At 67.9% G+C, this 22,851-nt stretch carries 20 protein-coding genes and 1 tRNA gene; 3 read left to right on the plus strand and 18 right to left on the minus strand.

Translation table 11 applies throughout. The features are described from left to right. Nucleotide 1: 1 nt before the first annotated feature. From rpsG to ADL12_RS28825, 14 genes are all read right to left on the minus strand, one after another. Nucleotides 2-472, minus strand: coding sequence for a 30S ribosomal protein S7 (gene rpsG / locus ADL12_RS28755; RefSeq protein WP_003992340.1), 471 nt, complete (start codon nt 470-472; stop codon nt 2-4). A 2-nt stretch (nt 473-474) separates the two neighbouring features. After that, complete coding sequence (gene rpsL, locus ADL12_RS28760) at nt 475-846, minus strand: 30S ribosomal protein S12 (protein WP_003948652.1); 372 nt, start codon at nt 844-846, stop codon at nt 475-477. 356 nt (nt 847-1,202) lie between these two features. Then, nucleotides 1,203-1,766, minus strand: coding sequence for a DUF1707 and DUF4190 domain-containing protein (locus ADL12_RS28765; RefSeq protein ID WP_079052335.1), 564 nt, complete (start codon nt 1,764-1,766; stop codon nt 1,203-1,205). Nucleotides 1,767-1,935: 169 nt separating this feature from the next. Beyond that, nucleotides 1,936-5,835, minus strand: a complete 3,900-nt coding sequence (locus tag ADL12_RS28770) for a DNA-directed RNA polymerase subunit beta' (RefSeq protein ID WP_062706815.1) — start codon at nt 5,833-5,835, stop codon at nt 1,936-1,938. A gap of 97 nt (nt 5,836-5,932) precedes the next feature. Continuing rightward, nucleotides 5,933-9,418 (minus strand): DNA-directed RNA polymerase subunit beta, encoded by a 3,486-nt coding sequence (rpoB, locus tag ADL12_RS28775; protein WP_062706817.1) that lies wholly within the window; start codon nt 9,416-9,418, stop codon nt 5,933-5,935. A gap of 581 nt (nt 9,419-9,999) precedes the next feature. Beyond that, the gene (rplL, locus tag ADL12_RS28780; RefSeq protein ID WP_062706819.1) at nt 10,000-10,389 is read right to left on the minus strand and encodes a 50S ribosomal protein L7/L12; all 390 of its coding nucleotides are present in this window, start codon (nt 10,387-10,389) and stop codon (nt 10,000-10,002) included. 114 nt (nt 10,390-10,503) lie between these two features. Beyond that, nucleotides 10,504-11,034 carry a 50S ribosomal protein L10 gene (gene rplJ, locus ADL12_RS28785; protein WP_030046352.1) on the minus strand — a complete coding sequence of 177 codons (531 nt, stop codon included), beginning with the start codon at nt 11,032-11,034 and terminating at the stop codon, nt 10,504-10,506. Nucleotides 11,035-11,203: 169 nt separating this feature from the next. Further along, nucleotides 11,204-11,524: a hypothetical protein gene (locus tag ADL12_RS28790; protein ID WP_062706820.1), complete on the minus strand. Its 321-nt coding sequence runs from the start codon at nt 11,522-11,524 to the stop codon at nt 11,204-11,206. Nucleotides 11,525-11,744: 220 nt separating this feature from the next. After that, nucleotides 11,745-12,551, minus strand: a complete 807-nt coding sequence (locus ADL12_RS28800) for an SCO4651 family lipoprotein (protein ID WP_107120053.1) — start codon at nt 12,549-12,551, stop codon at nt 11,745-11,747. 130 nt (nt 12,552-12,681) lie between these two features. Further along, nucleotides 12,682-13,407, minus strand: coding sequence for a 50S ribosomal protein L1 (gene rplA, locus ADL12_RS28805; RefSeq protein ID WP_062706822.1), 726 nt, complete (start codon nt 13,405-13,407; stop codon nt 12,682-12,684). 79 nt (nt 13,408-13,486) lie between these two features. Next, the gene (gene rplK / locus ADL12_RS28810) at nt 13,487-13,921 is read right to left on the minus strand and encodes a 50S ribosomal protein L11 (RefSeq protein WP_028805116.1); all 435 of its coding nucleotides are present in this window, start codon (nt 13,919-13,921) and stop codon (nt 13,487-13,489) included. A 260-nt stretch (nt 13,922-14,181) separates the two neighbouring features. Further along, a complete protein-coding gene (nusG, locus tag ADL12_RS28815; RefSeq protein ID WP_062706823.1) occupies nt 14,182-15,009 on the minus strand; it encodes a transcription termination/antitermination protein NusG in 828 nt (275 codons plus the stop codon). Between the two features lie 80 nt (nt 15,010-15,089). Then, nucleotides 15,090-15,377, minus strand: coding sequence for a preprotein translocase subunit SecE (gene secE, locus ADL12_RS28820; RefSeq protein ID WP_062706824.1), 288 nt, complete (start codon nt 15,375-15,377; stop codon nt 15,090-15,092). 108 nt (nt 15,378-15,485) lie between these two features. Next, a tRNA-Trp gene (locus tag ADL12_RS28825) sits at nt 15,486-15,558 on the minus strand. Between the two features lie 285 nt (nt 15,559-15,843). On the opposite strand from ADL12_RS28825, the gene ADL12_RS28830 reads away from it, so the two are divergent. Continuing rightward, the gene (locus ADL12_RS28830) at nt 15,844-17,070 is read left to right on the plus strand and encodes a pyridoxal phosphate-dependent aminotransferase (protein ID WP_062706825.1); all 1,227 of its coding nucleotides are present in this window, start codon (nt 15,844-15,846) and stop codon (nt 17,068-17,070) included. 225 nt (nt 17,071-17,295) lie between these two features. Then, nucleotides 17,296-18,324 (plus strand): adenosine deaminase, encoded by a 1,029-nt coding sequence (locus ADL12_RS28835; protein WP_062706826.1) that lies wholly within the window; start codon nt 17,296-17,298, stop codon nt 18,322-18,324. 13 nt (nt 18,325-18,337) lie between these two features. Here the strand turns inward: ADL12_RS28835 and ADL12_RS28840 are convergent, their stop codons facing one another. Then, nucleotides 18,338-18,934, minus strand: a complete 597-nt coding sequence (locus tag ADL12_RS28840) for a TetR/AcrR family transcriptional regulator (RefSeq protein WP_062706828.1) — start codon at nt 18,932-18,934, stop codon at nt 18,338-18,340. Nucleotides 18,935-19,056: 122 nt separating this feature from the next. On the opposite strand from ADL12_RS28840, the gene ADL12_RS28845 reads away from it, so the two are divergent. Continuing rightward, complete coding sequence (locus tag ADL12_RS28845; RefSeq protein ID WP_062706830.1) at nt 19,057-19,689, plus strand: NAD(P)-dependent oxidoreductase; 633 nt, start codon at nt 19,057-19,059, stop codon at nt 19,687-19,689. A gap of 75 nt (nt 19,690-19,764) precedes the next feature. Here ADL12_RS28845 and ADL12_RS28850 read toward each other — a convergent pair whose 3' ends face one another. From ADL12_RS28850 to ADL12_RS28860, 3 genes are all read right to left on the minus strand, one after another. After that, nucleotides 19,765-20,820, minus strand: a complete 1,056-nt coding sequence (locus ADL12_RS28850) for a UDP-N-acetylmuramate dehydrogenase (protein ID WP_062706832.1) — start codon at nt 20,818-20,820, stop codon at nt 19,765-19,767. Nucleotides 20,821-20,906: 86 nt separating this feature from the next. Next, nucleotides 20,907-21,287, minus strand: a complete 381-nt coding sequence (locus tag ADL12_RS28855; RefSeq protein WP_062706834.1) for a DUF3291 domain-containing protein — start codon at nt 21,285-21,287, stop codon at nt 20,907-20,909. A 77-nt stretch (nt 21,288-21,364) separates the two neighbouring features. Beyond that, on the minus strand, nt 21,365-22,825 hold the full coding sequence (locus tag ADL12_RS28860; RefSeq protein WP_062706836.1) for an MFS transporter: 1,461 nt from the start codon (nt 22,823-22,825) through the stop codon (nt 21,365-21,367). Nucleotides 22,826-22,851 lie beyond the last annotated feature (26 nt).

Genomic DNA, 22,851 nt, shown 5'->3' on the forward strand with positions numbered 1-22,851 from the left:
ACTACCAGCGGTAGTGCGCGAAGGCCTTGTTGGACTCGGCCATCTTGTGGGTGTCCTCGCGCTTCTTCACAGCGGCACCAAGGCCGTTGGAGGCGTCGAGAAGCTCGTTGAGCAGACGCTCGGTCATGGTCTTCTCGCGACGGGCGCGGGAGTAACCGACCAGCCAGCGCAGCGCGAGCGTGTTGGCACGACCGGGCTTGACCTCGATCGGAACCTGGTACGTCGCACCACCGACACGGCGGGACTTGACCTCGAGGGTCGGCTTGATGTTCTCCAGCGCGCGCTTCAGCGTGATGATCGGGTCGTTGCCCGTCTTCTCACGCAGACCCTCCATGGCGCCGTAGACGATGCGCTCGGCGGTGGAGCGCTTGCCGTTCAGCAGCACCTTGTTGATGAGCGACGTGACAAGAGGAGAACCGTAGACCGGGTCGATGATGACCGGGCGCTTCGGGGCGGGGCCCTTACGAGGCATTCTTACTTCTCCTTCTTGGCGCCGTAGCGGCTGCGGGCCTGCTTGCGGTTCTTGACACCCTGGGTGTCGAGCGAACCACGGATGATCTTGTAGCGAACACCCGGCAGGTCCTTCACACGGCCGCCGCGCACGAGCACGATGGAGTGCTCCTGCAGGTTGTGTCCCTCACCCGGAATGTAAGCAGTGACCTCGATCCCGCTGGTCAGACGCACACGCGCGACCTTACGCAGGGCCGAGTTCGGCTTCTTCGGGGTGGTCGTGAACACACGCGTGCAGACGCCGCGACGCTGAGGGGAACCCTCGAGTGCGGGCGTCTTGTTCTTCTCGACCTTGTCCTGCCGGCCCTTCCGGACCAGCTGCTGGATCGTAGGCACTACTTCTCCGGTTTCTGTGTGCCGAATGGTGAAGCTAACCTGGAACGTCGCCGACCCACGCGGTCGGGTGTGTCGAATCCGGCGGATTCCCGCCGCGAGGCGAAAAGAGCACAGATTACGGTGGCCGCTCACAGCTCGTTATGCGGTTGAAGGCACGCACGAGAGCCAGGGCACACCCCAGGCACAAGGTCTGAGCGTACCTACCTCATTCGCTGCGGTCAAAACAAATGGGCCTCGCCCACCTCGCCTCACGGCCCATGTCAAGACCACGAGCCGTGTTTGATCTTCGAATCGGCGGTCCCGGCACGTCGGAGCCGTGGCGCACAACCCCCGAACCGGCCACCCGCAGCCCGTCCTCATGCCGACACCGCGGCGGCCACGAGCATCAGCGTCAGCAGGAGCGCCCAGCCCACGGTCGACAGCCAGCCGAGCACGAGACCGGTCAGGGCCAGCGCGTCGCCGCTCTCCCCGGTGCGGCGGATCTCGGAGCGGGCCGCGTGACCCAGGACCACGGCCGGGATGCCGGTCAGCCCGAAGGTCACCAGGCACAGCACCCCACAGACCGCCGAACCGACGGCCTTGCCGTTGGTCTGCGGCCGGGCCGGCAGGAACGTGCGTGGCACAGCCGTGACGGGCGCAGGATGCGGTACGGGGCCCTGGGGCAGGTCGGACACCAGCAGGGCCAGCTCGCCGACGGTACGGGCCGCGTAGGCCCGCTCGATCCGCTGGTCGAACTCGCCCTTCTCCAGGCGGCCCTCACCGAATCCCGCCCTGAGCACATCCACGGCACGCTCACGGTCGGCGTGCGAGGCGAGCATCGCCGGACTGCTCTGGACAGGCCATGGATGGGGGACAGCGCCGCCCTGCCACCTCTGCGGGGCATGGCTCCCCTGCCACGGCTGCCACGACGGATGTGTCATGGAGCACCTCCCCCGTACTGGTCGGAGTCTCTCCATGATGCGCCGAACCGGGGTTCCCGGCATCGGGGCCCCACCCGGAGAAAACCCGGAGACGATCCCGGATCCCAGGAAACGGAACGCCGAAGGGCGGCCACCCCGAGAGGTGACCGCCCTTCAGTTGACGTACGCCTTACTGGTTGTACGGACCGTAGTCGTAGTCCTCCAGCGGAACGGCCTGGCCGGAGCCCGTGCCGAACGGCGAGTAGTCGATGTCGTCGTAGCCGACGGCCGAGTACATCGCGGCCTTGGCCTCCTCGGTCGGCTCGACCCGGATGTTGCGGTAGCGGGACAGGCCCGTACCGGCCGGGATGAGCTTACCGATGATGACGTTCTCCTTGAGGCCGATGAGGCTGTCGGACTTGGCGTTGATCGCCGCGTCCGTCAGGACTCGGGTCGTCTCCTGGAAGGAGGCGGCCGACAGCCAGGATTCCGTCGCCAGCGAGGCCTTGGTGATACCCATCAGCTGCGGACGACCGGAGGCCGGGTGACCGCCCTCCTGGACCACACGACGGTTCTCGGTCTCGAACTTCGAGCGCTCGACCAGCTCGCCGGGCAGCAGCTCGGCGTCGCCGGACTCGATGATCGTCACGCGGCGCAGCATCTGCCGGATGATGATCTCGATGTGCTTGTCGTGGATCGACACACCCTGCGAGTTGTAGACCTTCTGGACCTCGCCGACCAGGTGGACCTGGACAGCACGCTGGCCCAGGATGCGCAGCACGTCGTGCGGGTTGGTGGCACCCACGGTGAGCTTCTGGCCCACCGAGACGTGCTCGCCCTCGCTGACCAGGAGTCGGGCACGCTTCGAGATCGGGAACGCCGTCTCGTCGCTGCCGTCGTCCGGGGTGACGACAATCTTCTTGGTCTTCTCGGTCTCCTCGATACGGACACGGCCGTCCGCCTCGGAGATCGGGGCGACACCCTTCGGGGTACGGGCCTCGAAGAGCTCGACGACACGCGGCAGACCCTGGGTGATGTCGTCACCGGCCACACCACCGGTGTGGAAGGTACGCATCGTCAGCTGGGTACCGGGCTCACCGATGGACTGCGCGGCGATGATGCCGACCGCCTCACCGATGTCGACCAGCTTGCCGGTGGCCAGCGAACGGCCGTAGCACATGGCGCAGGTGCCGACGGCGGACTCGCAGGTCAGGACCGAGCGGGTCTTGACCTCCTCGACGCCGGCCTTGACCAGCTGGTCGATGAGGACGTCACCGAGGTCGACGCCCGCCGGGGCGAGCACCTTGCCGTCGACGACGATGTCCTCGGCGAGGCAGCGCGCGTACACGCTGGTCTCGGCGTTGTCCGCCTTGCGCAGGACGCCGTCGGCGCCGCGCTCGGCGATGGCCAGCTTGAGGCCGCGCTCGGTGCCGCAGTCCTCCTCGCGGATGATGACGTCCTGCGAGACGTCCACCAGACGACGGGTCAGGTAACCCGAGTCGGCGGTACGCAGGGCGGTGTCCGCCAGACCCTTACGGGCACCGTGCGTGGAGATGAAGTACTCCAGCACGGACAGGCCCTCACGGAAGGACGCCTTGATCGGACGCGGGATGGTCTCGTTCTTGGCGTTCGACACCAGACCACGCATACCGGCGATCTGCCGCATCTGCATCATGTTTCCTCGGGCACCCGAGTCAACCATCATGAAGATGGGGTTCGTCTTGGGGAAGTTCTCGTTCATCGCCTCGGCGACCTCGTTGGTCGCCTTGGTCCAGATCGCGATGAGCTCCTGAGTGCGCTCTTCCTTGGTGATCAGACCGCGCTCGTACTGCTTCTGGACCTTCTCGTCCTGCGCCTCGTAGCCCTTGACGATCTCCTTCTTCGCCTCGGGAACGACGACGTCGGAGATGGCCACGGTGACACCGGAACGGGTCGCCCAGTAGAAGCCGGACGCCTTCAGGTTGTCGAGCGTCGCCGCCACGATGACCTTGGGGTAGCGCTCGGCGAGGTCGTTGACGATCTCGGAGAGCTGCTTCTTGCCCACCGAGTAGTCGACGAACGGGTAGTCCTCGGGCAGCAGCTCGTTGAAGAGCGCGCGGCCGAGGGTCGTCCGCAGGCGGAAGGTGTCACCCTGCTGCCACTCGGGCTCACCCTCCTCCTGCGCCGGCGGGGTCCAGCCACGCGGCGGGATGGTGCCCACCGGGAAGCGGATGTCGATCGGCGACTGGAGCGCGAGCTCACCGGCGTCGAACGCCATGATCGCCTCGGCCGTGGAGCCGAAGGACCGGCCCTCGCCCTTGGTGTCACGCAGCTCGCCGTCGGTGGTGAGGAAGAACAGACCAAGAACCATGTCCTGGGTCGGCATGGTGACGGGACGACCGTCAGCCGGCTTCAGGATGTTGTTCGAGGACAGCATCAGGATGCGGGCCTCGGCCTGCGCCTCCGCGGACAGCGGCAGGTGCACGGCCATCTGGTCACCGTCGAAGTCCGCGTTGAACGCGGTGCAGACGAGCGGGTGGATCTGGATGGCCTTGCCCTCGACCAGCTGCGGCTCGAAGGCCTGGATGCCGAGGCGGTGCAGGGTGGGAGCACGGTTCAGCAGAACCGGGTGCTCGGCGATGACCTCTTCGAGGACGTCGTACACGACCGTGCGGCCGCGCTCCACCATGCGCTTGGCGCTCTTGATGTTCTGCGCGTGGTTCAGGTCGACCAGGCGCTTCATCACGAACGGCTTGAAGAGCTCCAGCGCCATCGCCTTGGGCAGACCGCACTGGTGCAGCTTCAGCTGCGGACCGACGACGATCACGGAACGCGCGGAGTAGTCCACACGCTTACCGAGCAGGTTCTGACGGAATCGACCCTGCTTACCCTTCAGCATGTCGCTGAGGGACTTCAGCGGGCGGTTACCCGGACCGGTGACCGGGCGACCACGACGACCGTTGTCGAAGAGGGCGTCAACAGCCTCCTGAAGCATGCGCTTCTCGTTGTTGACGATGATCTCGGGCGCGCCGAGGTCGAGGAGCCTCTTCAGACGGTTGTTGCGGTTGATCACACGGCGGTACAGGTCGTTCAGGTCGGAGGTCGCGAAGCGGCCACCGTCCAGCTGCACCATCGGGCGAAGGTCCGGCGGGATGACCGGCACGCAGTCGAGCACCATGCCCTTGGGGCTGTTGGAGGTCTGCAGGAAGGCAGACACGACCTTCAGCCGCTTCAGCGCACGGGTCTTCTTCTGGCCCTTGCCGGTACGGATGATCTCCCGGAGCTTCTCGGCCTCCTCATCGAGGTCGAAGGACTCCAGGCGCTTCTGCAGCGCCGCAGCACCCATCGAACCGTCGAAGTACGTGCCGAAGCGGTCACGCAGCTCGCGGTAGAGCAGCTCGTCGCCCTCGAGGTCCTGGACCTTGAGGTTCTTGAAACGGGTCCACACCTCGTCGAGACGGTCGATCTCGCGCTGCGCACGGTCACGCAGCTGCTTCATCTCACGCTCGGCGCCCTCGCGCACCTTGCGGCGCACGTCGGCCTTGGCACCCTCGGCCTCGAGCTCGGCCAGGTCGGTCTCGAGCTTCTTGGCGCGGGCCTCCAGGTCGGCGTCCCGGCGGTTCTCGATCTGCTGCCGCTCGACGGAGACGTGCGCCTCCAGGGAGGGCAGGTCACGCGTACGGCGCTCATCGTCGACGTACGTGATCATGTACGCCGCGAAGTAGATGACCTTCTCGAGGTCCTTGGGAGCCAGGTCGAGCAGGTAGCCCAGCCGGCTCGGGACACCCTTGAAGTACCAGATGTGCGTGACGGGCGCGGCGAGCTCGATGTGGCCCATCCGCTCACGGCGCACCTTGGCGCGAGTGACCTCGACGCCGCAGCGCTCACAGATGATGCCCTTGAAGCGAACGCGCTTGTACTTGCCGCAGTAGCACTCCCAGTCCCGGGTCGGACCGAAGATCTTCTCGCAGAAGAGTCCGTCCTTTTCGGGCTTGAGGGTGCGGTAGTTGATGGTCTCGGGCTTCTTGACCTCGCCGTGGCTCCACTGACGGATGTCGTCAGCGGTGGCCAGGCCGATCCGGAGCTCGTCGAAGAAGTTGACGTCGAGCACTATGCGTCAATCCCTCTCAGGGTCGTGAGTCTTTGGTCTGATACGGGGGCCTGGGGGTCGGCGGGGCCCTGTGGGTGAGGGCCCCGCCGGACTCCCGTCAGACCTCTTCGACGCTGCTCGGCTCGCGCCGGGACAGGTCGATGCCGAGCTCCTCCGCTGCGCGGAAGACGTCCTCGTCGGTGTCACGCATCTCGATGGACATACCGTCGCTGGACAGCACCTCCACGTTCAGGCAGAGCGACTGCATCTCCTTGATGAGCACCTTGAAGGACTCGGGGATGCCGGGCTCGGGGATGTTCTCGCCCTTGACGATGGCCTCGTAGACCTTCACGCGGCCGGTGACGTCGTCGGACTTGATGGTCAGCAGCTCCTGGAGGGCGTACGCGGCGCCGTAAGCCTCCAGCGCCCACACCTCCATCTCACCGAAGCGCTGGCCACCGAACTGGGCCTTACCACCCAGCGGCTGCTGGGTGATCATGCTGTACGGGCCGGTCGAGCGGGCGTGCAGCTTGTCGTCGACCAGGTGGTGCAGCTTCAGGATGTACATGTAGCCGACCGAGATCGGGTCCGGGAACGGCTCACCGCTACGGCCGTCGAACAGCCGCGCCTTACCGGTCGGGAGCACCATGCGCTCGCCGTCGCGGTTCGGGATGGTGTGCTGCAGCAGACCCGCGAGCTCGTCCTCGCGCGCACCGTCGAAGACGGGGGTCGCGACGTTCGTGCCCGGGTCGACCTGGTCGGCGCCGATCGCCTGGAGGCGCTGCGCCCACTCCTCCGCGAGGCCGGAGACGTCCCAGCCGCGGCTGGCGAGCCAGCCGAGGTGGATCTCCAGGACCTGTCCCGGGTTCATTCGGGACGGCACACCCAGCGGGTTCAGGATGATGTCGACCGGGGTGCCGTCCTCCAGGAACGGCATGTCCTCGATCGGCAGGATCTTGGAGATGACACCCTTGTTGCCGTGACGGCCGGCGAGCTTGTCACCGTCGGTGATCTTGCGCTTCTGCGCGACGTACACGCGCACCAGCTGGTTCACACCGGGGGGAAGCTCGTCGCCCTCCTCGCGGTCGAAGACGCGGACGCCGATGACCTTGCCGGTCTCGCCGTGCGGCACCTTCAGCGAGGTGTCACGGACCTCACGGGCCTTCTCACCGAAGATCGCGCGCAGCAGGCGCTCCTCCGGCGTCAGCTCGGTCTCACCCTTCGGGGTCACCTTGCCGACGAGGATGTCGCCGGCGATGACCTCGGCACCGATGCGGATGATGCCGCGCTCGTCGAGGTCGGCGAGGACCTCCTCGGAGACGTTCGGGATGTCCCGGGTGATCTCCTCGGGGCCGAGCTTGGTGTCACGGGCGTCGACCTCGTGCTCCTCGATGTGGATCGAGGAGAGGACGTCGTCCTGCACGAGGCGCTGCGACAGGATGATCGCGTCCTCGTAGTTGTGACCCTCCCACGGCATGAACGCCACGAGCAGGTTCTTGCCCAGCGCCATCTCGCCCTGCTGGGTGGCCGGACCATCGGCGAGGACCTGGCCCTCGATGATGCGGTCGCCCTCGTGGACGATGACCTTCTGGTTGACCGAGGTGCCCTGGTTGGAGCGGGCGAACTTGGCCAGGCGGTACGTGATGTACGTGCCGTCGTCGTTGGCGGTGGTGATGTAGTCCGCGGAGACCTCCTGGACCACACCGGCCTTCTCGGCCTTGACGACGTCGCCGGCGTCGACGGCGGAGCGGTACTCCATGCCGGTGCCGACGAGCGGGGACTCCGCCTGGATCAGCGGAACGGCCTGGCGCATCATGTTCGCGCCCATGAGGGCACGGTTGGCGTCGTCGTGCTCGAGGAACGGGATCATGGCGGTCGCGACCGACACCATCTGGCGCGGCGAGACGTCCATGTAGTCCACGTCGTCACCGGCGACGTAGTCAACCTCACCGCCACGGCGGCGGACGAGGACGCGGTTCTCGGCGAACCGCATGTCGTCCGAGAGCGTGGCGTTGGCCTGCGCGATGACGAAGCGGTCCTCTTCGTCGGCGGTCAGGTAGTCGACCTCGTCGGTGACCTGGCCCTCGACGACCTTGCGGTACGGCGTCTCCACGAAACCGAACGCGTTGACACGGCCGTAGGAGGCGAGCGAACCGATCAGACCGATGTTCGGGCCTTCAGGCGTCTCGATCGGGCACATACGGCCGTAGTGAGACGGGTGCACGTCACGGACCTCGAAGCCGGCCCGCTCACGGGACAGACCACCCGGGCCGAGCGCGGACAGACGACGCTTGTGCGTCAGCCCGGACAGCGGGTTGTTCTGGTCCATGAACTGCGACAGCTGGCTGGTGCCGAAGAACTCCTTGATGGAGGCGACGACCGGCCGGATGTTGATCAGGGTCTGCGGCGTGATCGCCTCGACGTCCTGGGTCGTCATGCGCTCACGCACGACGCGCTCCATACGAGCCAGACCCGTGCGGACCTGGTTCTGGATGAGCTCGCCGACGCTGCGCAGACGACGGTTGCCGAAGTGGTCGATGTCGTCGGTCTCGACGACGATCGTCTGACCGCTGTCGGCGACCGTCTCGGTCTCACCCGCGTGCAGCTTCACCAGGTACTTGATCGTCGAGATGACGTCCTCGACGGTCAGGATGCCCGCGTCCAGCGGAGCGTCCGCACCCAGCTTCTTGTTGACCTTGTAGCGGCCGACCTTGGCGAGGTCGTAGCGCTTGGGGTTGAAGTAGAGGTTCTCCAGAAGCGTCTGCGCGGCCTCACGCGTGGGGGGCTCGCCCGGACGCAGCTTGCGGTAGATGTCGAGCAGCGCGTCGTCCTGGCCCTGGGTGTGGTCCTTCTCCAGGGTGGCGCGCATGGACTCGTACTCGCCGAACTCCTCGAGGATCTGCTCGGTGGTCCAACCGAGAGCCTTGAGCAGAACGGTCACGGACTGCTTGCGCTTGCGGTCGATGCGGACACCGACCATGTCGCGCTTGTCGATCTCCATCTCCAGCCAGGCACCCCGGGACGGGATGATCTTGGCGGAGAAGATGTCCTTGTCGGACGTCTTGTCGATGGAGGAGTCGAAGTAGACACCGGGCGAACGGACCAGCTGCGACACCACGACACGCTCGGTGCCGTTGATGACGAAGGTGCCCTTGTTCGTCATGAGCGGGAAGTCGCCCATGAAGACCGTCTGGGACTTGATCTCGCCGGTCTCGTTGTTCGTGAACTCGGCCGTGACGAAGAGCGGAGCGGCGTACGTGAAGTCGCGCTCCTTGCACTCGTCGATGCTGTTCTTCGGCGGTTCGAAGCGGTGGTCGCGGAACGTCAGCGACATCGACCCGGAGAAGTCCTCGATCGGGGAGATCTCCTCGAAGATCTCCTCGAGGCCGGACTTGGTGGGGACATCCTGACCGGACTCCAGAGCCGCCTCGACCCGACTCTGCCAGGCGGTGTTGCCGAGCAGCCAGTCGAAGCTCTCGGTCTGCAGCGCGAGCAGGTTCGGAACCTCGAGGGGCTCCTTGATCTTTGCAAAAGAGATGCGCAGCGGGGCGGTGCTGGCGCCGTTGTTCGTATTCGCGGTCGAGGCAGTGCGCGAGGCGGCCAAGAGGGGGTCCTTCCGAGGGCTCGGACTCACTACGCGCGTACCGGCCCCTCACCGGGGCACAGAGACAGGTGTTTCCATCTCCGACCAAAGAATGGCCAGGTCAGGGATAGTCCGGTCATCGGTGCTCAAGCGAGGGCATGCCCCTGGTGACGGGCAGGGGACAGCTAACAGGCAGCGCAAAGGGTCAGTGTAGCCACTTGGCACACTGATGTCCAGTGCGGGTTTTTCGCGACCCTCGTTGTTCTCAACGCCCTCGGCATGCTCGCCCTCAATGCACGTTGATACTGCCCTCTTCGCCGCCGATCCATGCCTCGGATTCGGATCCTTGTGACGACGCGTCCTGAGAATTGCGCGCTGCGTGCGGTTCGTCAAGGCCCCCATGCCCGAACCCAGGGGCTCCCGGAGACACGACGAAGATCACCATACCCCCCGCCGAAGCGGGCGCAAGGTAACCGTGGCCGCGCCCCCAGGAACGCCGAAGAGCGACCACCCGAATGGATGATCGCTCTTCGGTGCGACTGCGTTACAGCCCTACGAGGCTGCTTTCAGCACGCGAGACGGTCGTACTCGACCGAAAGGTCTTACTTGACCTCGACGGAGGCGCCGGCGCCCTTGAGGGACTCGGCGGCCTTCTCGGCGGCGTCCTTGGCGACCTTCTCGAGAACGGGCTTCGGGGCGCCGTCCACGAGGTCCTTGGCCTCCTTCAGGCCGAGGGAGGTCAGCTCACGCACGACCTTGATGACCTGGATCTTCTTGTCGCCGGCGCCGGTGAGGATGACGTCGAACTCGTCCTTCTCCTCGACGGCCTCGGCGGCGGCGCCACCAGCGGCACCACCGGCGACGACGACCGGCGCGGCAGCGGCGGCGGTGACGTCGAACTTCTCCTCGAAGGCCTTCACGAACTCGGAGAGCTCGATGAGGGTCATCTCCTCGAACTGCGCGAGCAGGTCTTCCTGGCTGAGCTTCGCCATGATGGCGGTCCTTCCACTAAATCGGCAGGTGCCGGGTGTACTGGGTGTGGCGGGCGTACGTCGGCCCGCTGTGACCTCCGCGATCAGGCTGCGGGGGCCAGTGTGCGAGCCGAATTACTCGGCACCGCCCTGCTCGGCCTGCTTGGCGCGGAGCGCGTCCACCGTGCGGACGAGCTTCGACGGCAGCGCCTGGAAGACGGAGGCAGCCTGGGACTGCTTCGCCTTGAAGGCACCGGCCAGCTTGCTGAGCAGAACCTCGCGGGACTCGAGGTCCGCAAGCTTCTTGATCTCGTCGGCGCTGAGCGCCTTACCCTCAAGGACACCGCCCTTGATGACGAGATTCGGGTTGTCCTTGGCGAAGTCACGGAGACCCTTCGCCGACTCCACCGGGTCACCGGTGACGAAGGCGACAGCCGTCGGACCGTTGAAGAGGTCGTCCAGCGTCGTGATCCCGGCCTCGTTGGCCGCAATCTTGGTCAGCGTGTTCTTCACCACGGCGTACTGGGCGTTCTCACCGAGCGAACGACGCAGCGTCTTGAGCTGCGCCACGGTGAGACCGCGGTACTCGGTCAGCACAGCAGCGTTGGAGTTGCGGAACTGCTCCGTCAACTCGGCCACTGCGGCAGCCTTGTCGGGCCTCGCCATGAGCCTCGGCCTCCTTCCGGGTGATTCTGACCGCGCGGACCCGAAGGAGGACTGGGGAAAACGAAACGCCCCGGCGCAGGCGCACGGGGCGGACTCGACCGGCCGCACACACGAGACGTGTGTGCTCCAGGAGTTCTTCCACAGTCACCTGCGCGGGTCGCCCGCATTTTCAGCGGATCCTTCGGCCACCGCACCCTCTTGCGAGCGCACGGCAACGACCAGCGGTCTTTGGCTTCTGTAGGAGAGTACGGGACACAGTCGCTGTCGAGCAAATCGGCCCCAGCCCTGGGTGCGGAGCCGCTTTGACGCGGTCGTCGCCGTCGACCCACACGTCCAGGGTGAGCTCGTCCACGCCCAGCTCCTCGTACTGGTCGAGGCTGTTCTCGCGCCCTTCCCGCGTGGCCTTGTCCTCGCGCAGGCCGCCGTGCGTGGTGAACTCGGCTTTCGGGCCGTAGCTGATCCAGTGCCGGCCGCCCGTCTCCTCGACCATGTCACTCACCCGTCCGGCTGCCGCCCAGGTTGGCCGTCGTGAGACGCGCCGCCACCGGTTTCGTACGCACGCTCGCCTCGTCCGCTCTCCGCCCCCGCTTCGGAAACCGGCCGGTCACCCGGTGGCGCAGGGAAGTGACGTCTTCGGACTTCTCCACGGCCCCTGCGAGGCATCGGCGGCCGGTGCCCGCCACCCGACGCGGCACGGGATTCCGCGCCTCTCAGCGGCGCTCAGGGTCCTTCAGCAACTCCTTGAAGTCCGCGGTGTCTTCCGCCGCGGGCTTCTTGACCGCGGCCTTCACGCCGTAGTCGCTGTAGTACGCGGTCTGAGTCAGCTGTCCCGTCGCCGTCCGGCCCTTCTCGACCTTCTTGACCAGCAGGTTCCGGTGGTCGACCCATATGTCGAAGGTCTGCGTGGTGGCGCCCTCACCCTGCACCGTGCCGGAGTAGTGCGTGGTGTGCTCGCCTCTCACCTTCTCCTCGCCGACCTTCCGTGCGTCCGTGGAGGACAGCAGCAGCTTCACCGACGTATGCGGAGCGGTACCGCGCATCTGGTCCGCGAGATCCGCTCCGGCGCTGCCGGCGACGTGCTTCAGGTCGTCGTAGCCGTACTTGATCCAGTGCTTGCCGTCGGTCTTCTCGGCGAACGTGTCGCCCATGCGCGCGTAGTAGGCGTCGGGGAGATAGCGAGCCTCCATCGACGTGGCGCCGAGCCGGCGCATGGTCTCGGCCGTCGTGCCGCCGGTGTACGTGATCGTCAGGGCGCCGGTGAGGCCGTCGTCCCAGGCGAGGGTGCCGTCGGCCTTCATGGACAGCGTCGAGCCCATGGTGGTCGTGGAGTCGACGCGGGCGGACTTGGCCTTGTCGGTGGTCCGCTCGACGATGCGCAGGGCGGCGGTCACGGCGCGGGCGGGTGTGGCGCGATCCTGCTCGTCGGGGCTGTCGGAGGACGTGCAGGCGGCCAGGGCCGTCAGCACGGTCAGCAGCGCGATCCAGAAGGCCGACCGGCCCGCCCTCGTGCTCGTCATTCGTCCCCCCTGTGCCCATCCCGTGAATGCACGTTAACCCAGGGCACTGACAAACGGGCGGGAGAACGGGGACGGGCCCCGCACCCGGGAAGGGTGCGGGGCCCGTCTGTGAGCCTGGTGAGCCGATGGCTCAGACCGCGGCCGGGTCCTCCTCGACGAGGAGGTTGCGGGTGCGGTTCGGGTCGACCGGGATGCCGGGGCCGATCGTGGTGCTGATCGCGGCCTTCTTGATGTAGCGACCCTTGGCGGCGGACGGCTTCAGACGGAGGATCTCCTCCAGCGCGGCGCCGTAGTTCTCCACCAGCTTGGTGTCGTCGAAGGACGCCTTGCCGATGATGAAGTGCAGGTTCGAGTGCTTGTCGACGCGGAACTCGATCTTGCCGCCCTTGATCTCGGTCACGGCCTTGGCCACGTCCGGGGTCACGGTGCCGGTCTTCGGGTTCGGCATCAGACCACGCGGGCCGAGGACACGGCCGAGGCGGCCGACCTTGCCCATGAGGTCCGGGGTGGCGACGACGGCGTCGAAGTCCAGGCGGCCCTTCGAGACCTCGTCGATGAGCTCGTCGGCACCGACGATGTCGGCGCCCGCGGCACGCGCGGCCTCGGCACGGTCGCCGGTCGCGAAGACCAGGACCCGGGCGGTCTTACCGGTGCCGTGCGGAAGGTTCACGGTGCCACGGACCATCTGGTCGGCCTTACGCGGGTCGACACCCAGACGGAAGGCGACCTCGACGGTGCCGTCGAACTTGGACGTGGACGTCTCCTTGGCGAGACGGACGGCCTCGAGCGGGGCGTAGAGCTTCTCCCGGTCGATCTTGGCGTCCGCAGCGCGGAGAGTCTTGCTGCGCTTGCTCACTACTGCTCCTGTTGCTTCTTAGGAGTTGTGGTCCGGGCCGAGCAGGCCCTGCCACTCTCTTCTGCGTGGGGGTTGGAGGTCAGCCCTCGACCGTGATGCCCATGGAACGGGCGGTGCCGGCGATGATCTTCGCGGCGGCGTCCAGGTCGTTGGCGTTGAGGTCGGGCATCTTGGTGGTGGCGATCTCGCGGACCTGCGCCTCGGTGATCTTGGCGACCTTGGTCTTGTGCGGCTCGCCGGAGCCCTTCTCCACGCCCGCGGCCTTGAGGATCATCTTGGCGGCCGGCGGCGTCTTGGTGATGAAGGTGAAGGAACGGTCCTCGTAGACCGTGATCTCCACCGGGATGACCCAACCGCGCTGCGACTCGGTCGCGGCGTTGTAGGCCTTGCAGAACTCCATGATGTTGACGCCGTGCTGACCCAGCGCCGGGCCGACCGGCGGAGCCGGGTTGGCGGCACCGGCCTGGATCTGGAGCTTGATGAGCCCCGTGACCTTCTTCTTCTTGGGAGGCATGCTCTCTCCGGGTCCTTAGTGAGAGTTTTCCGCCGCCATCCGTACCGCAGACCACCTGGAACGGTGTCCGGATCATCCGGATGGAGGCATACCGCACAACGATAACGGGTAACGCGCCAGGGCCAAAACCGGCAGCTCAGACCCCCGGCCGACACGTATGTGGGGGCGTAGTCCGCACGATGGTGCGCCCCATACGGCGAAAGGGCCTCCGGCCAGCTGTTTCCGCTGGTCGGAGGCCCTTCGCTAGAGCTGCTGTACCGCTAGTTCTTCTGAATCTGGTCGAAGGAGAGCTCGACCGGCGTCTCGCGGCCGAAGATCTCCACCAGGCCCTTGACCTTCTTCGAGTCGGCGTTGATCTCGTTGATCGTGGCCTGCAGTGTGGCGAACGGGCCGTCGGTGACGGTGACCGAGTCGCCGACCTCGAAGTCCAGCACCTGGACCTCGACCTTGCGCTGCGGGGCGGGCTTGCCCTCGGCCTCCGCGGCCTCGCGGGCGGCCTTCTCCTCGGCCTCCGGGGCGAGCATCTTGACGATCTCGTCCAGGGTCAGCGGGTACGGGTCATAGGCGTTGCCCACGAAGCCGGTGACGCCGGGGGTGTTGCGGACGACGCCCCAGGACTCGTTGGTCAGGTCCATGCGGACGAGGACGTAACCCGGCAGCTTGTTCTGCTTGATCGTCTTGCGGTCGCCGTTCTTGATCTGGACGACCTCTTCCTGCGGCACCTCGGCCTGGAAGATGTAGTCCTCGACGTTCAGCGAGACGGCGCGCTGCTCCAGGTTGGTCTTCACGCGGTTCTCGTAACCGGCGTAGGTGTGGATGACGTACCACTCGCCGGGCAGGGTGCGGAGTTCCTCGCGCAGGGCGGCGACGGGGTCGACGGGCTCGGCGGGCTCTTCCTCGGCCTCGTCGGCAGCCTCGTCCTCGACGTGCAGCGCGGCTTCCTCGGTGGGCTCGCCCGCCTCGGCGTCGGCAGCCTCGACCTCGTCCAGGTCCTCGTCAGCGCCCTCGACGATGTCGAGCTCGTCTTCCACGGACTCGACGTCCTGCCCGTGCGGCTCGATGGCGTCGTTCAGGTTCTGGTCAGACACGGTGGCTGCTTCTTCCTGGATACATAGGGGTGGAACATGCGAAAGGGGCGCCGGTAACCACGGCGCCCTTCGCTCCTGGCTCAGCCGAAGACGTACTTGGCGGCGTGGTCGAGCCCATAGTCAATCACGGTAACCAGGCCGATCATGATGACCACGAAGATGATCACCACGGTGGTGTACGTCGTCAGCTGGTTGCGCGTCGGCCAGACGACCTTGCGGAGCTCCGCGACGATCTGGCGGTAGAACAGCGCAAGTCGCTTCAGCGGGCCCTTCTTGGCGCGCTTACCACCCTTACGGGTCTTCTTCTTGGACTCCGGCGCCTCGTCCTGGGCATCAGGCATGTCGATGGAGCCCACGGCGTCCGTCACTCGTCCTCACCTGATTCCGGGTCGTGGCCGTGCCGCGCCCGGTCTGAGCCGCACGGCGGTGCATTGCTGTACGTACATGCGCACACATCCTGGCGAAGGTGTGTGTAGCAGGGCCGGAGGGACTTGAACCCCCAACCGCCGGTTTTGGAGACCGGTGCTCTACCAATTGAGCTACGACCCTTTGTGGTGTCCCCCAACGTACCGCATCCGACCGAGTGCTCGGTGTGCACCGTGCGACTGCGGGCTGCTGAAGGCCAACGAGGTGAGAGTGTACGTGGTCCCGGGCGCCTCGTCGAACAGAAAGTGGCCGATGAGGGCTTGGGTGACGGAAGATCGCCTGGAGACCGGCCGCGCGACAGCGCAAGATCGCCCTGGCCGCGCGCCTGATCCGGACAGCTGTTCAGCTGATGTTCAGTCCGTGAAACCCGCGTGCCGGGCGCGTTTCCTGTCTGAAACGATGGGCCCCATGAGCCCTGCAACCCCTCCCACCGAGCGCCGGGTCTCCGCCCGAGTCGGCGCGATCTCCGAGTCCGCCACTCTCGCCGTGGACGCCAAGGCCAAGGCCCTCAAGGCAGCCGGGCGTCCGGTGATCGGCTTCGGCGCCGGTGAGCCCGACTTCCCGACCCCGGACTACATCGTCGAGGCCGCCATCGAGGCGTGCAAGAACCCGAAGTACCACCGCTACACGCCGGCCGGCGGTCTGCCCGAGCTGAAGGCCGCGATCGCCGCGAAGACGCTGCGCGACTCCGGCTACGAGCCCGACGTCTCCCAGATCCTGGTCACCAACGGCGGCAAGCAGGCCATCTACGAGGCCTTCGCCGCGATCCTCGACCCGGGCGACGAGGTCATCGTGCCGGCCCCGTACTGGACGACGTACCCGGAGTCGATCCGTCTCGCGGGCGGTGTCCCCGTCGAGGTCGTCGCCGACGAGACGACCGGCTACCGCGTCTCGGTCGAGCAGCTGGAGGCGGCCCGTACGGAGAAGACGAAGGTCGTCCTGTTCGTCTCCCCCTCGAACCCGACCGGCGCCGTCTACAGCGAGGCCGAGACCGAGGCGATCGGCCGCTGGGCCGTCGAGCACGGCCTGTGGGTGATGACGGACGAGATCTACGAGCACCTGGTCTACGGCGACGCGGTGTCCGTGTCGCTGCCCGCGGTCCTGCCGGAGCTGCGCGAGAAGTGCATCGTGGTCAACGGTGTCGCCAAGACGTACGCCATGACGGGCTGGCGGGTCGGCTGGATCATCGGCCCGAAGGACGTGGTGAAGGCCGCGACCAACCTCCAGTCGCACGCCACGTCGAACGTCTCGAACGTGGCCCAGGTGGCCGCTCTCGCCGCCGTCTCGGGCGACCTGGACGCGGTCGCGAAGATGCGTGAGGCCTTCGACCGCCGCCGCAAGACGATCGTGCGGATGCTCAACGAGATCGACGGCGTGGTCTGCCCGGAGCCCGAGGGCGCCTTCTACGCGTACCCCTCGGTGAAGGCCCTCATCGGCAAGGAGATCCGCGGCAAGCGCCCGCAGGACTCGGTCGAGCTGGCCGCGCTCATCCTGGAGGAGGCCGAGGTCGCGGTGGTGCCGGGCGAGGCCTTCGGCACGCCGGGCTATCTGCGGCTGTCGTACGCGCTCGGGGACGAGGACCTCATCGAGGGCGTGAGCCGGATCCAGAAGCTGCTGGCGGAGGCCAGGGACTGACGTGTACGGCGCACAAGCGGGCCTCCGGCTGGGCCGGGGGCCCGCTTGTGCGTTCAGGCACGCGCCCGTTCGGGGAAACTCGCTGCCTGATCCAGGATTTCTACGGCAGGATCCTGGAGTGACTCCGCCCCATTGGGGCTTCCCACGTGGCTGACGCCCAGTGGCGGACAAGCCCTGCCCGGCACCTCTCGGCACGGAGCGGCGCCTAGCGCACACGGAGAGTTGATGGAGAAGGTTCGAGATGTCCGGGGGCTGCCGAAAGCCCATCTGCACCTGCACTTCACCGGCTCGATGCGGCCGGCGACCCTGCTGGAGCTGGCCGACAAGTACGGCGTGCGCCTGCCCGAGGCGCTGACCGACGCGCTGACCAGCGGGGAGCCGCCGAAGCTGCGGGCGACGGACGAGCGGGGCTGGTTCCGCTTCCAGCGCCTGTACGACGCGGCGCGCTCGTGCCTGCGACAGCCGGAGGACATCCAGCGGCTGGTCAGGGAAGCCGCGGAGGAGGATCTGAAGGACGGCTCCGGCTGGCTGGAGATCCAGGTCGACCCGACGTCGTACGCGCCCCGGCTGGGCGGTCTGATCGCGGCGCTGGAGATCATCCTGGACGCGGTGGAGACGGCGTCGCGGGACACGGGTGTCGGGATGCGTGTCCTGGTCGCCGCGAACCGTATGAAGCACCCCCTGGACGCCCGCACGCTGGCGCGTCTGGCGGTGCGGTACGCCGACCAGGGCGTGGTCGGATTCGGGCTGTCGAACGACGAGCGCCGGGGCATGGCGCGGGACTTCGACCGTGCCTTCCACATCGCCCGCGAGGGCGGTCTGCTGTCGGCCCCGCACGGCGGTGAGCTGACGGGCCCCTCCTCGGTCCGTGACTGCCTGGACGACCTGGACGCGCACCGGATCGGCCACGGGGTGCGGGCGGCGGAGGACCCACGGCTGCTCAAGCGCCTCGCCGACCGGGGCGTGACCTGCGAGGTGTGCCCCGCGTCGAACGTCGCCCTCGGCGTCTACGAGAAGCCCGAGGACGTCCCGCTGCGGACGCTGTACGAGGCCGGCGTCCCGATGGCCCTCGGCGCCGACGACCCCCTGCTCTTCGGCTCCCGCCTCGCCGCCCAGTACGACATCGCCCGCCACCACCACGCCTTCACGGACGAGGAACTGGCGGAGCTGGCCCGGCAGTCGGTTCGGGCTTCCGCGGCGCCGGAGGACGTGAAGGGGAAGCTGTTGGCGGGGGTGGACGGCTGGCTGGCCTAGCCACTTCCCGCCATCAGTCGGCGATACCGGCCAGCAGCGTACGGGCCAGCCGGGCGGCGAACTCGTCCACCGGCGGCCGTACGACCTCCTTCGTGGCGTCGTAGGCGAACGCCCGCTGCGCGCAGGCTCCCATCAGCAGCGACGCCGCCGCGAACGTGTCCGTGCCCGTACTGACCCGTCCCAGCTCCTGTTCGGCCCGCAGGTATGTGTCGAGTTCCTGGATCGGCACGTGCGGCCCCGACCCCATCTGCCGCATGGCGTCGTCGTGCCGCTGCTTGAGCTGGGTCTGCGCGTACAGCGACGCGGCGATCGGGAAGCTCTGTTCGTAGAACAGTGCCGCCTGGCGGGCGATCTCGGTGAGGTTCTCCTCGAGGGTGTGCCGACCCGGCTCGGCGGCGAGGCTGCTGAGCAGCGGGCGGAGCGGGGGCAGGCGCTCGGTGAGCACCCGGATGAACAGCTCCTCCTTGCTCTCGAAGTGCTTGTACAGCGCCGCCTCGGAACAACCGGCCGCCCGCGCGATCTCCTTCGTCGTGGCCCGCGCCAGCCCGACCGTGAGCATCAGGTCGTGCGCGGCATCGAGCAGGCGAACACGGGTCGGTCGGTTTTCCATGGCACGTCCAATCGCACTTGACGGGTAGGTGAGTACTTACTCACTCTAGAAGGGTTGGTGGGTGAGTGAATACTCACCCACCAACAGTCACTCACCAGTTCCGCACCGGCACAGGAGGCACCATGAAACTCACCGTCCTCGGAGCCACCGGAGGCACGGGCAAGGAGATCGTCCGTCAGGCCCTGGAGGCAGGGCACCAGGTCACGGCAGTGGTGCGGGATCCGGCGCGGTTCACCATGACCGGCGAGCAGCTGGAGGTGTTCCGCGCCGACCTGACCGATGCCCACGCCCTGCGCCCCGCCGTCGCCGGCCGGGACGCGGTGCTGTCCGGTCTCGGTGCCCGCAGCCGCAAGGACGCCGGGGTCGCGGCGCGTCTGACGCGTACGGTGCTCGGCGCCCTGGAGACCGAGGGGGTGCGGCGGCTGGTCGTGGTGAGCGCGGCGCCGGTCGGTCCCGAGCCGGAGGGCGACGGGTTCCTCGACCGGACGGTGCGCGGCATCGTCTCCGCGGTCCTCAAGGACATCTACGCCGATCTGCGGGAGATGGAGGCCGAGCTGGCCCGCAGCGCCACGGACTGGACGGTGGTGCGGCCGCCGCGCCTGCAGGACAAGCCGCTCACCGGTACGTACCGGAGGGTGGTGGGCGGTTTTCCGCGCGGGGGCCGCTTCCTGGCGCGTGCCGATGTGGCGCACGCGATGCTGGGCGCGATCGAGGACCGGACGACGGTGAAGCAGGGCGTGGGCGTCGCCTACTGAGCGCCTGTCCTCGAGGCCTGCCTCTTGGACCTGCCCCCTGGACCGGAGCTGACCCCTGGGCGCCCGAGAGCCGGACTACAGGCTCACGCCGACCGTCACCGGCTCGTTGACCAGCGTGATGCCGAAGGTCTCGCGGACGCCGGCGACGACCTCGCGAGCGAGCCCGAGGAGGTCCTCGGTGGTCGCGCCACCGCGGTTGGTGAGGGCGAGGGTGTGCTTGGTGGAGATGCGGGCGGGCCCTGTGCCGTACCCCTTGGTGAAGCCCGCCTTGTCGATGAGCCAGGCTGCGGAGGTCTTGGTGTGCCCCTCCCCCGCCGGGTACGCGGGCGGCTCCACGCCGTCGCCGAGGTGCTCGCGCACGCGTGCGTGGAACGCGGCGAACTGCTCGTCGGTGAGGATCGGGTTGGTGAAGAAGGATCCGGCCGACCAGGTGTCGTGGTCCTCGCGGTCCAGGACCATGCCCTTCCCCGTACGCAGCTTCAGCACCGTCTCGCGAGCGGCGGCCAGGGGCACGCGGTCGCCGGGGTCGACGCCGAGGGCACGGGCCGTCTCGGCGTACTTGATGGGTGCGGAGAGTCCGTCGGCGTCCTCGAGCTGGAAGCGGACGCGCAGGACTACGTAGCGCTCGGGGTCGGACTTGAAGCGGCTGTGGCGGTAGGAGAAGGCGCACTCGGCGTTCGGGATGACGACGGTCTCGCCCGCGTGGCGGTCGTACGCGATCACCTCGGTGATCGTCGAGGAGACCTCCTGGCCGTACGCGCCGACGTTCTGGATCGGCGTGGCGCCTGCGGAGCCGGGGATTCCGGCGAGGCACTCGACCCCGGCGAGCCCGGCCTCCACGGTACGGGCGACGGCGTCGGTCCACACCTCGCCGGCGGCCAGTTCGAGCGTGGTGCCGTCCAGCTCGACGCCCTTGGTGGCGATGACCAGCGCGGTGCCCGCGAAGCCCTTGTCCCCGATGACCAGGTTCGATCCGCCGCCGATCACCAGCAGGGGGGTCCCACCGGCGTCGGCCTCGCGCACGACGTCGATCACCTCGGCGTCGGTCGTGGCGGTGACCAGGCGGGTGGCGGGGCCGCCCAGCCGGAAGGTGGTGAGGGGGGCGAGGGGGGCGTCGTGGAGTTCCTGCACGCGCTCAAGACTACGAGACGGCACTGACAGGCCCGGCACCCATGCACGGTGCCGGGGCGAAGGCACGCACCACGCACGCGTACCGCTCAGGTCAGCCGCCGGATCGCCTCTGTCCAGCCGAGCGGGAGTTCGCCGCTCGATGCCTGCCAGGTGGCGAACTTCGCGTCCCGCATCTGGGTGGACAGGCCCTGTGAGGTCGGGGCGTGGGCGCCCGAGCGGGCGAAGGCCTTGAGCGCCGCGGGCGACTCCCAGGCGGACAGCGTCCAGAAGGTCCGCTTGAACGGCTCGGCCTTCAAAGACGCCCCGTACGCTCCGGGCGCCCGGCTCACCTGCCGCCACACGCCCGGCGTACGGGCGAGGAAGCGGAGCGCTCCCCAGAGGGTGCGGGTCTCGAAGCGGGAGGCGAAGACGTGCACCTCGGTGTGGGGCGGGGCGGGGTTCGGCACGGTCCAGGGAAGGGTGGGCATGACTGCTCCTCATGGTCCGGGAGACGGTGCGGTCAGTGGAGTGAGTGGGGCCAGTTGGGTCGTTCGGCCCGCCGGGCTCAGGGGGCGGCCGTCTCCAGCACGCGCTCCGATGCCTGCTCGGCCGGGCTCACGGCCGTGCCGCCACGCCGCCGGGACGGGATGAACAGGGCCGAGACGCCGGCGACGGCCACCACGGCGGCGCCGGTGACGAGGGCGGGCCGCAGGCCGTCGACGAACGTCTGGCCGGTCTCGTAGCCGCCCTGCGCGGAGAAGATCGACCCCATGACGGCGATGCCGAGCGCACCGCCGACCTCGCGCAGCGCGTTGTTGGCGCCGGAGGCGATGCCCTGCTGCGAGGCCCGCACGCTGGACATGACCAGGTTGGCGGCCGGGGCGACGAACAGGGCCATGCCGATACCGCTGATGATCAGGCCGGGCAGCTGGACGGCGTAGGAGGCGTCGACAGTGATCACGGAGGCCAGGTAGGCAAGGCCGGCGGCCTGGAAGAACAGGCCGGTGGCGACGACGGGGCGGCCGCCGATGCGGTCGGACAGGATGCCGGCGATCGGCGCGACGAGCATCGGCATACCGGTCCACGGCAGCATCCGCAGCCCCGCCTCGGTGGGCGAGTAGCGGAGCACGCCCTGCATGTACTGGCTGAGCAGGAAGATCGACCCGAACATGCCGAGGAACATCAGCATGCTCGCGGCATTGATCCCGGAGAAGGCCCGGGAGCGGAACAGCCGCATCGGCAGCATCGGGTTCTTGGCTCGGGTGCTGTAGAGGACGAACCCGACGAGCAGGGCGCCTCCGCCGAACAGGCCGGTCAGGACCAGGGAGCCGGTCCAGCCGTCGGCAGGGCCGCGGACCAGGCCGTACACGATGCCGAACAGGCCGCCGCTGGCGAGCAGCGTGCCGGGGATGTCGAGCGGGGCGCCGGTGCCGTACGACTCGGTGAGGCGCAGGCGGGCGAGTGGCAGCAGGGCGAGGCCGAGCGGGACGTTCAGCCAGAAGATCCACTGCCAGGAGATGTGCTCGGTGAGGCTGCCGCCGATGAGCGGCCCGGACGCGACCGCGAGCCCGTTGACGGCACCCCAGATGCCGTACGCCGTCCCGCGCTTGGCCGCGGGCACGGCCGCCGTCAGCAGGGTCAGCGTCAGCGGCATCATGATCGCCGCGCCGGCGCCCTGGACCGCGCGGGCGGCGATGAGGGAGTCGACGCCGGGCGCGAGGGCCGCGGCGGCGGAGGCGCCGGTGAAGATCGTGATGCCGACGAGAAAGAGCCGACGCCGGCCGAAGCGGTCGCCGAGCGCCGCGCCGAACATCAGCAGTACGGCGAAGGTGAGCGTGTAGGCACTCACCGTCCACTCCAGGTCGGGCAGCGCTCCGCCCAGGTCCTCACGGATGGAGGGCAGTGCGGTGGTCACGACGAGGTTGTCGAGTGCCGCCATGAACCCGGCGACGCTCGTGATGACAAGGGCCCAGGCGGCTCCGCCTCGGCGTGCTGTCCGCGCTTTCTGTTCGGTCTGCTGTGACATCGCTCCCCCAGGGATGATGCATTCCG

The organism is Streptomyces regalis (assembly GCF_001509475.1).
Lineage (GTDB): Bacteria > Actinomycetota > Actinomycetes > Streptomycetales > Streptomycetaceae > Streptomyces > Streptomyces regalis.

Bases quoted from the DNA above. Each gene is read 5' to 3' on its own strand.
- rpsG (WP_003992340.1), bottom strand. From the start codon at position 472: ATGCCTCGTAAGGGCCCCGCCCCGAAGCGCCCGGTCATCATCGACCCG.
- ADL12_RS28765 (WP_079052335.1), bottom strand. From the start codon at position 1,766: ATGACACATCCGTCGTGGCAGCCGTGGCAGGGGAGCCATGCCCCGCAG.
- rplL (WP_062706819.1), bottom strand. From the start codon at position 10,389: ATGGCGAAGCTCAGCCAGGAAGACCTGCTCGCGCAGTTCGAGGAGATG.
- rplJ (WP_030046352.1), bottom strand. From the start codon at position 11,034: ATGGCGAGGCCCGACAAGGCTGCCGCAGTGGCCGAGTTGACGGAGCAG.
- ADL12_RS28790 (WP_062706820.1), bottom strand. From the start codon at position 11,524: ATGGTCGAGGAGACGGGCGGCCGGCACTGGATCAGCTACGGCCCGAAA.
- ADL12_RS28800 (WP_107120053.1), bottom strand. From the start codon at position 12,551: ATGACGAGCACGAGGGCGGGCCGGTCGGCCTTCTGGATCGCGCTGCTG.
- rplK (WP_028805116.1), bottom strand. From the start codon at position 13,921: ATGCCTCCCAAGAAGAAGAAGGTCACGGGGCTCATCAAGCTCCAGATC.
- ADL12_RS28830 (WP_062706825.1), top strand. From the start codon at position 15,844: ATGAGCCCTGCAACCCCTCCCACCGAGCGCCGGGTCTCCGCCCGAGTC.
- ADL12_RS28835 (WP_062706826.1), top strand. From the start codon at position 17,296: ATGGAGAAGGTTCGAGATGTCCGGGGGCTGCCGAAAGCCCATCTGCAC.
- ADL12_RS28840 (WP_062706828.1), bottom strand. From the start codon at position 18,934: ATGGAAAACCGACCGACCCGTGTTCGCCTGCTCGATGCCGCGCACGAC.
- ADL12_RS28845 (WP_062706830.1), top strand. From the start codon at position 19,057: ATGAAACTCACCGTCCTCGGAGCCACCGGAGGCACGGGCAAGGAGATC.
- ADL12_RS28855 (WP_062706834.1), bottom strand. From the start codon at position 21,287: ATGCCCACCCTTCCCTGGACCGTGCCGAACCCCGCCCCGCCCCACACC.
- ADL12_RS28860 (WP_062706836.1), bottom strand. From the start codon at position 22,825: ATGTCACAGCAGACCGAACAGAAAGCGCGGACAGCACGCCGAGGCGGA.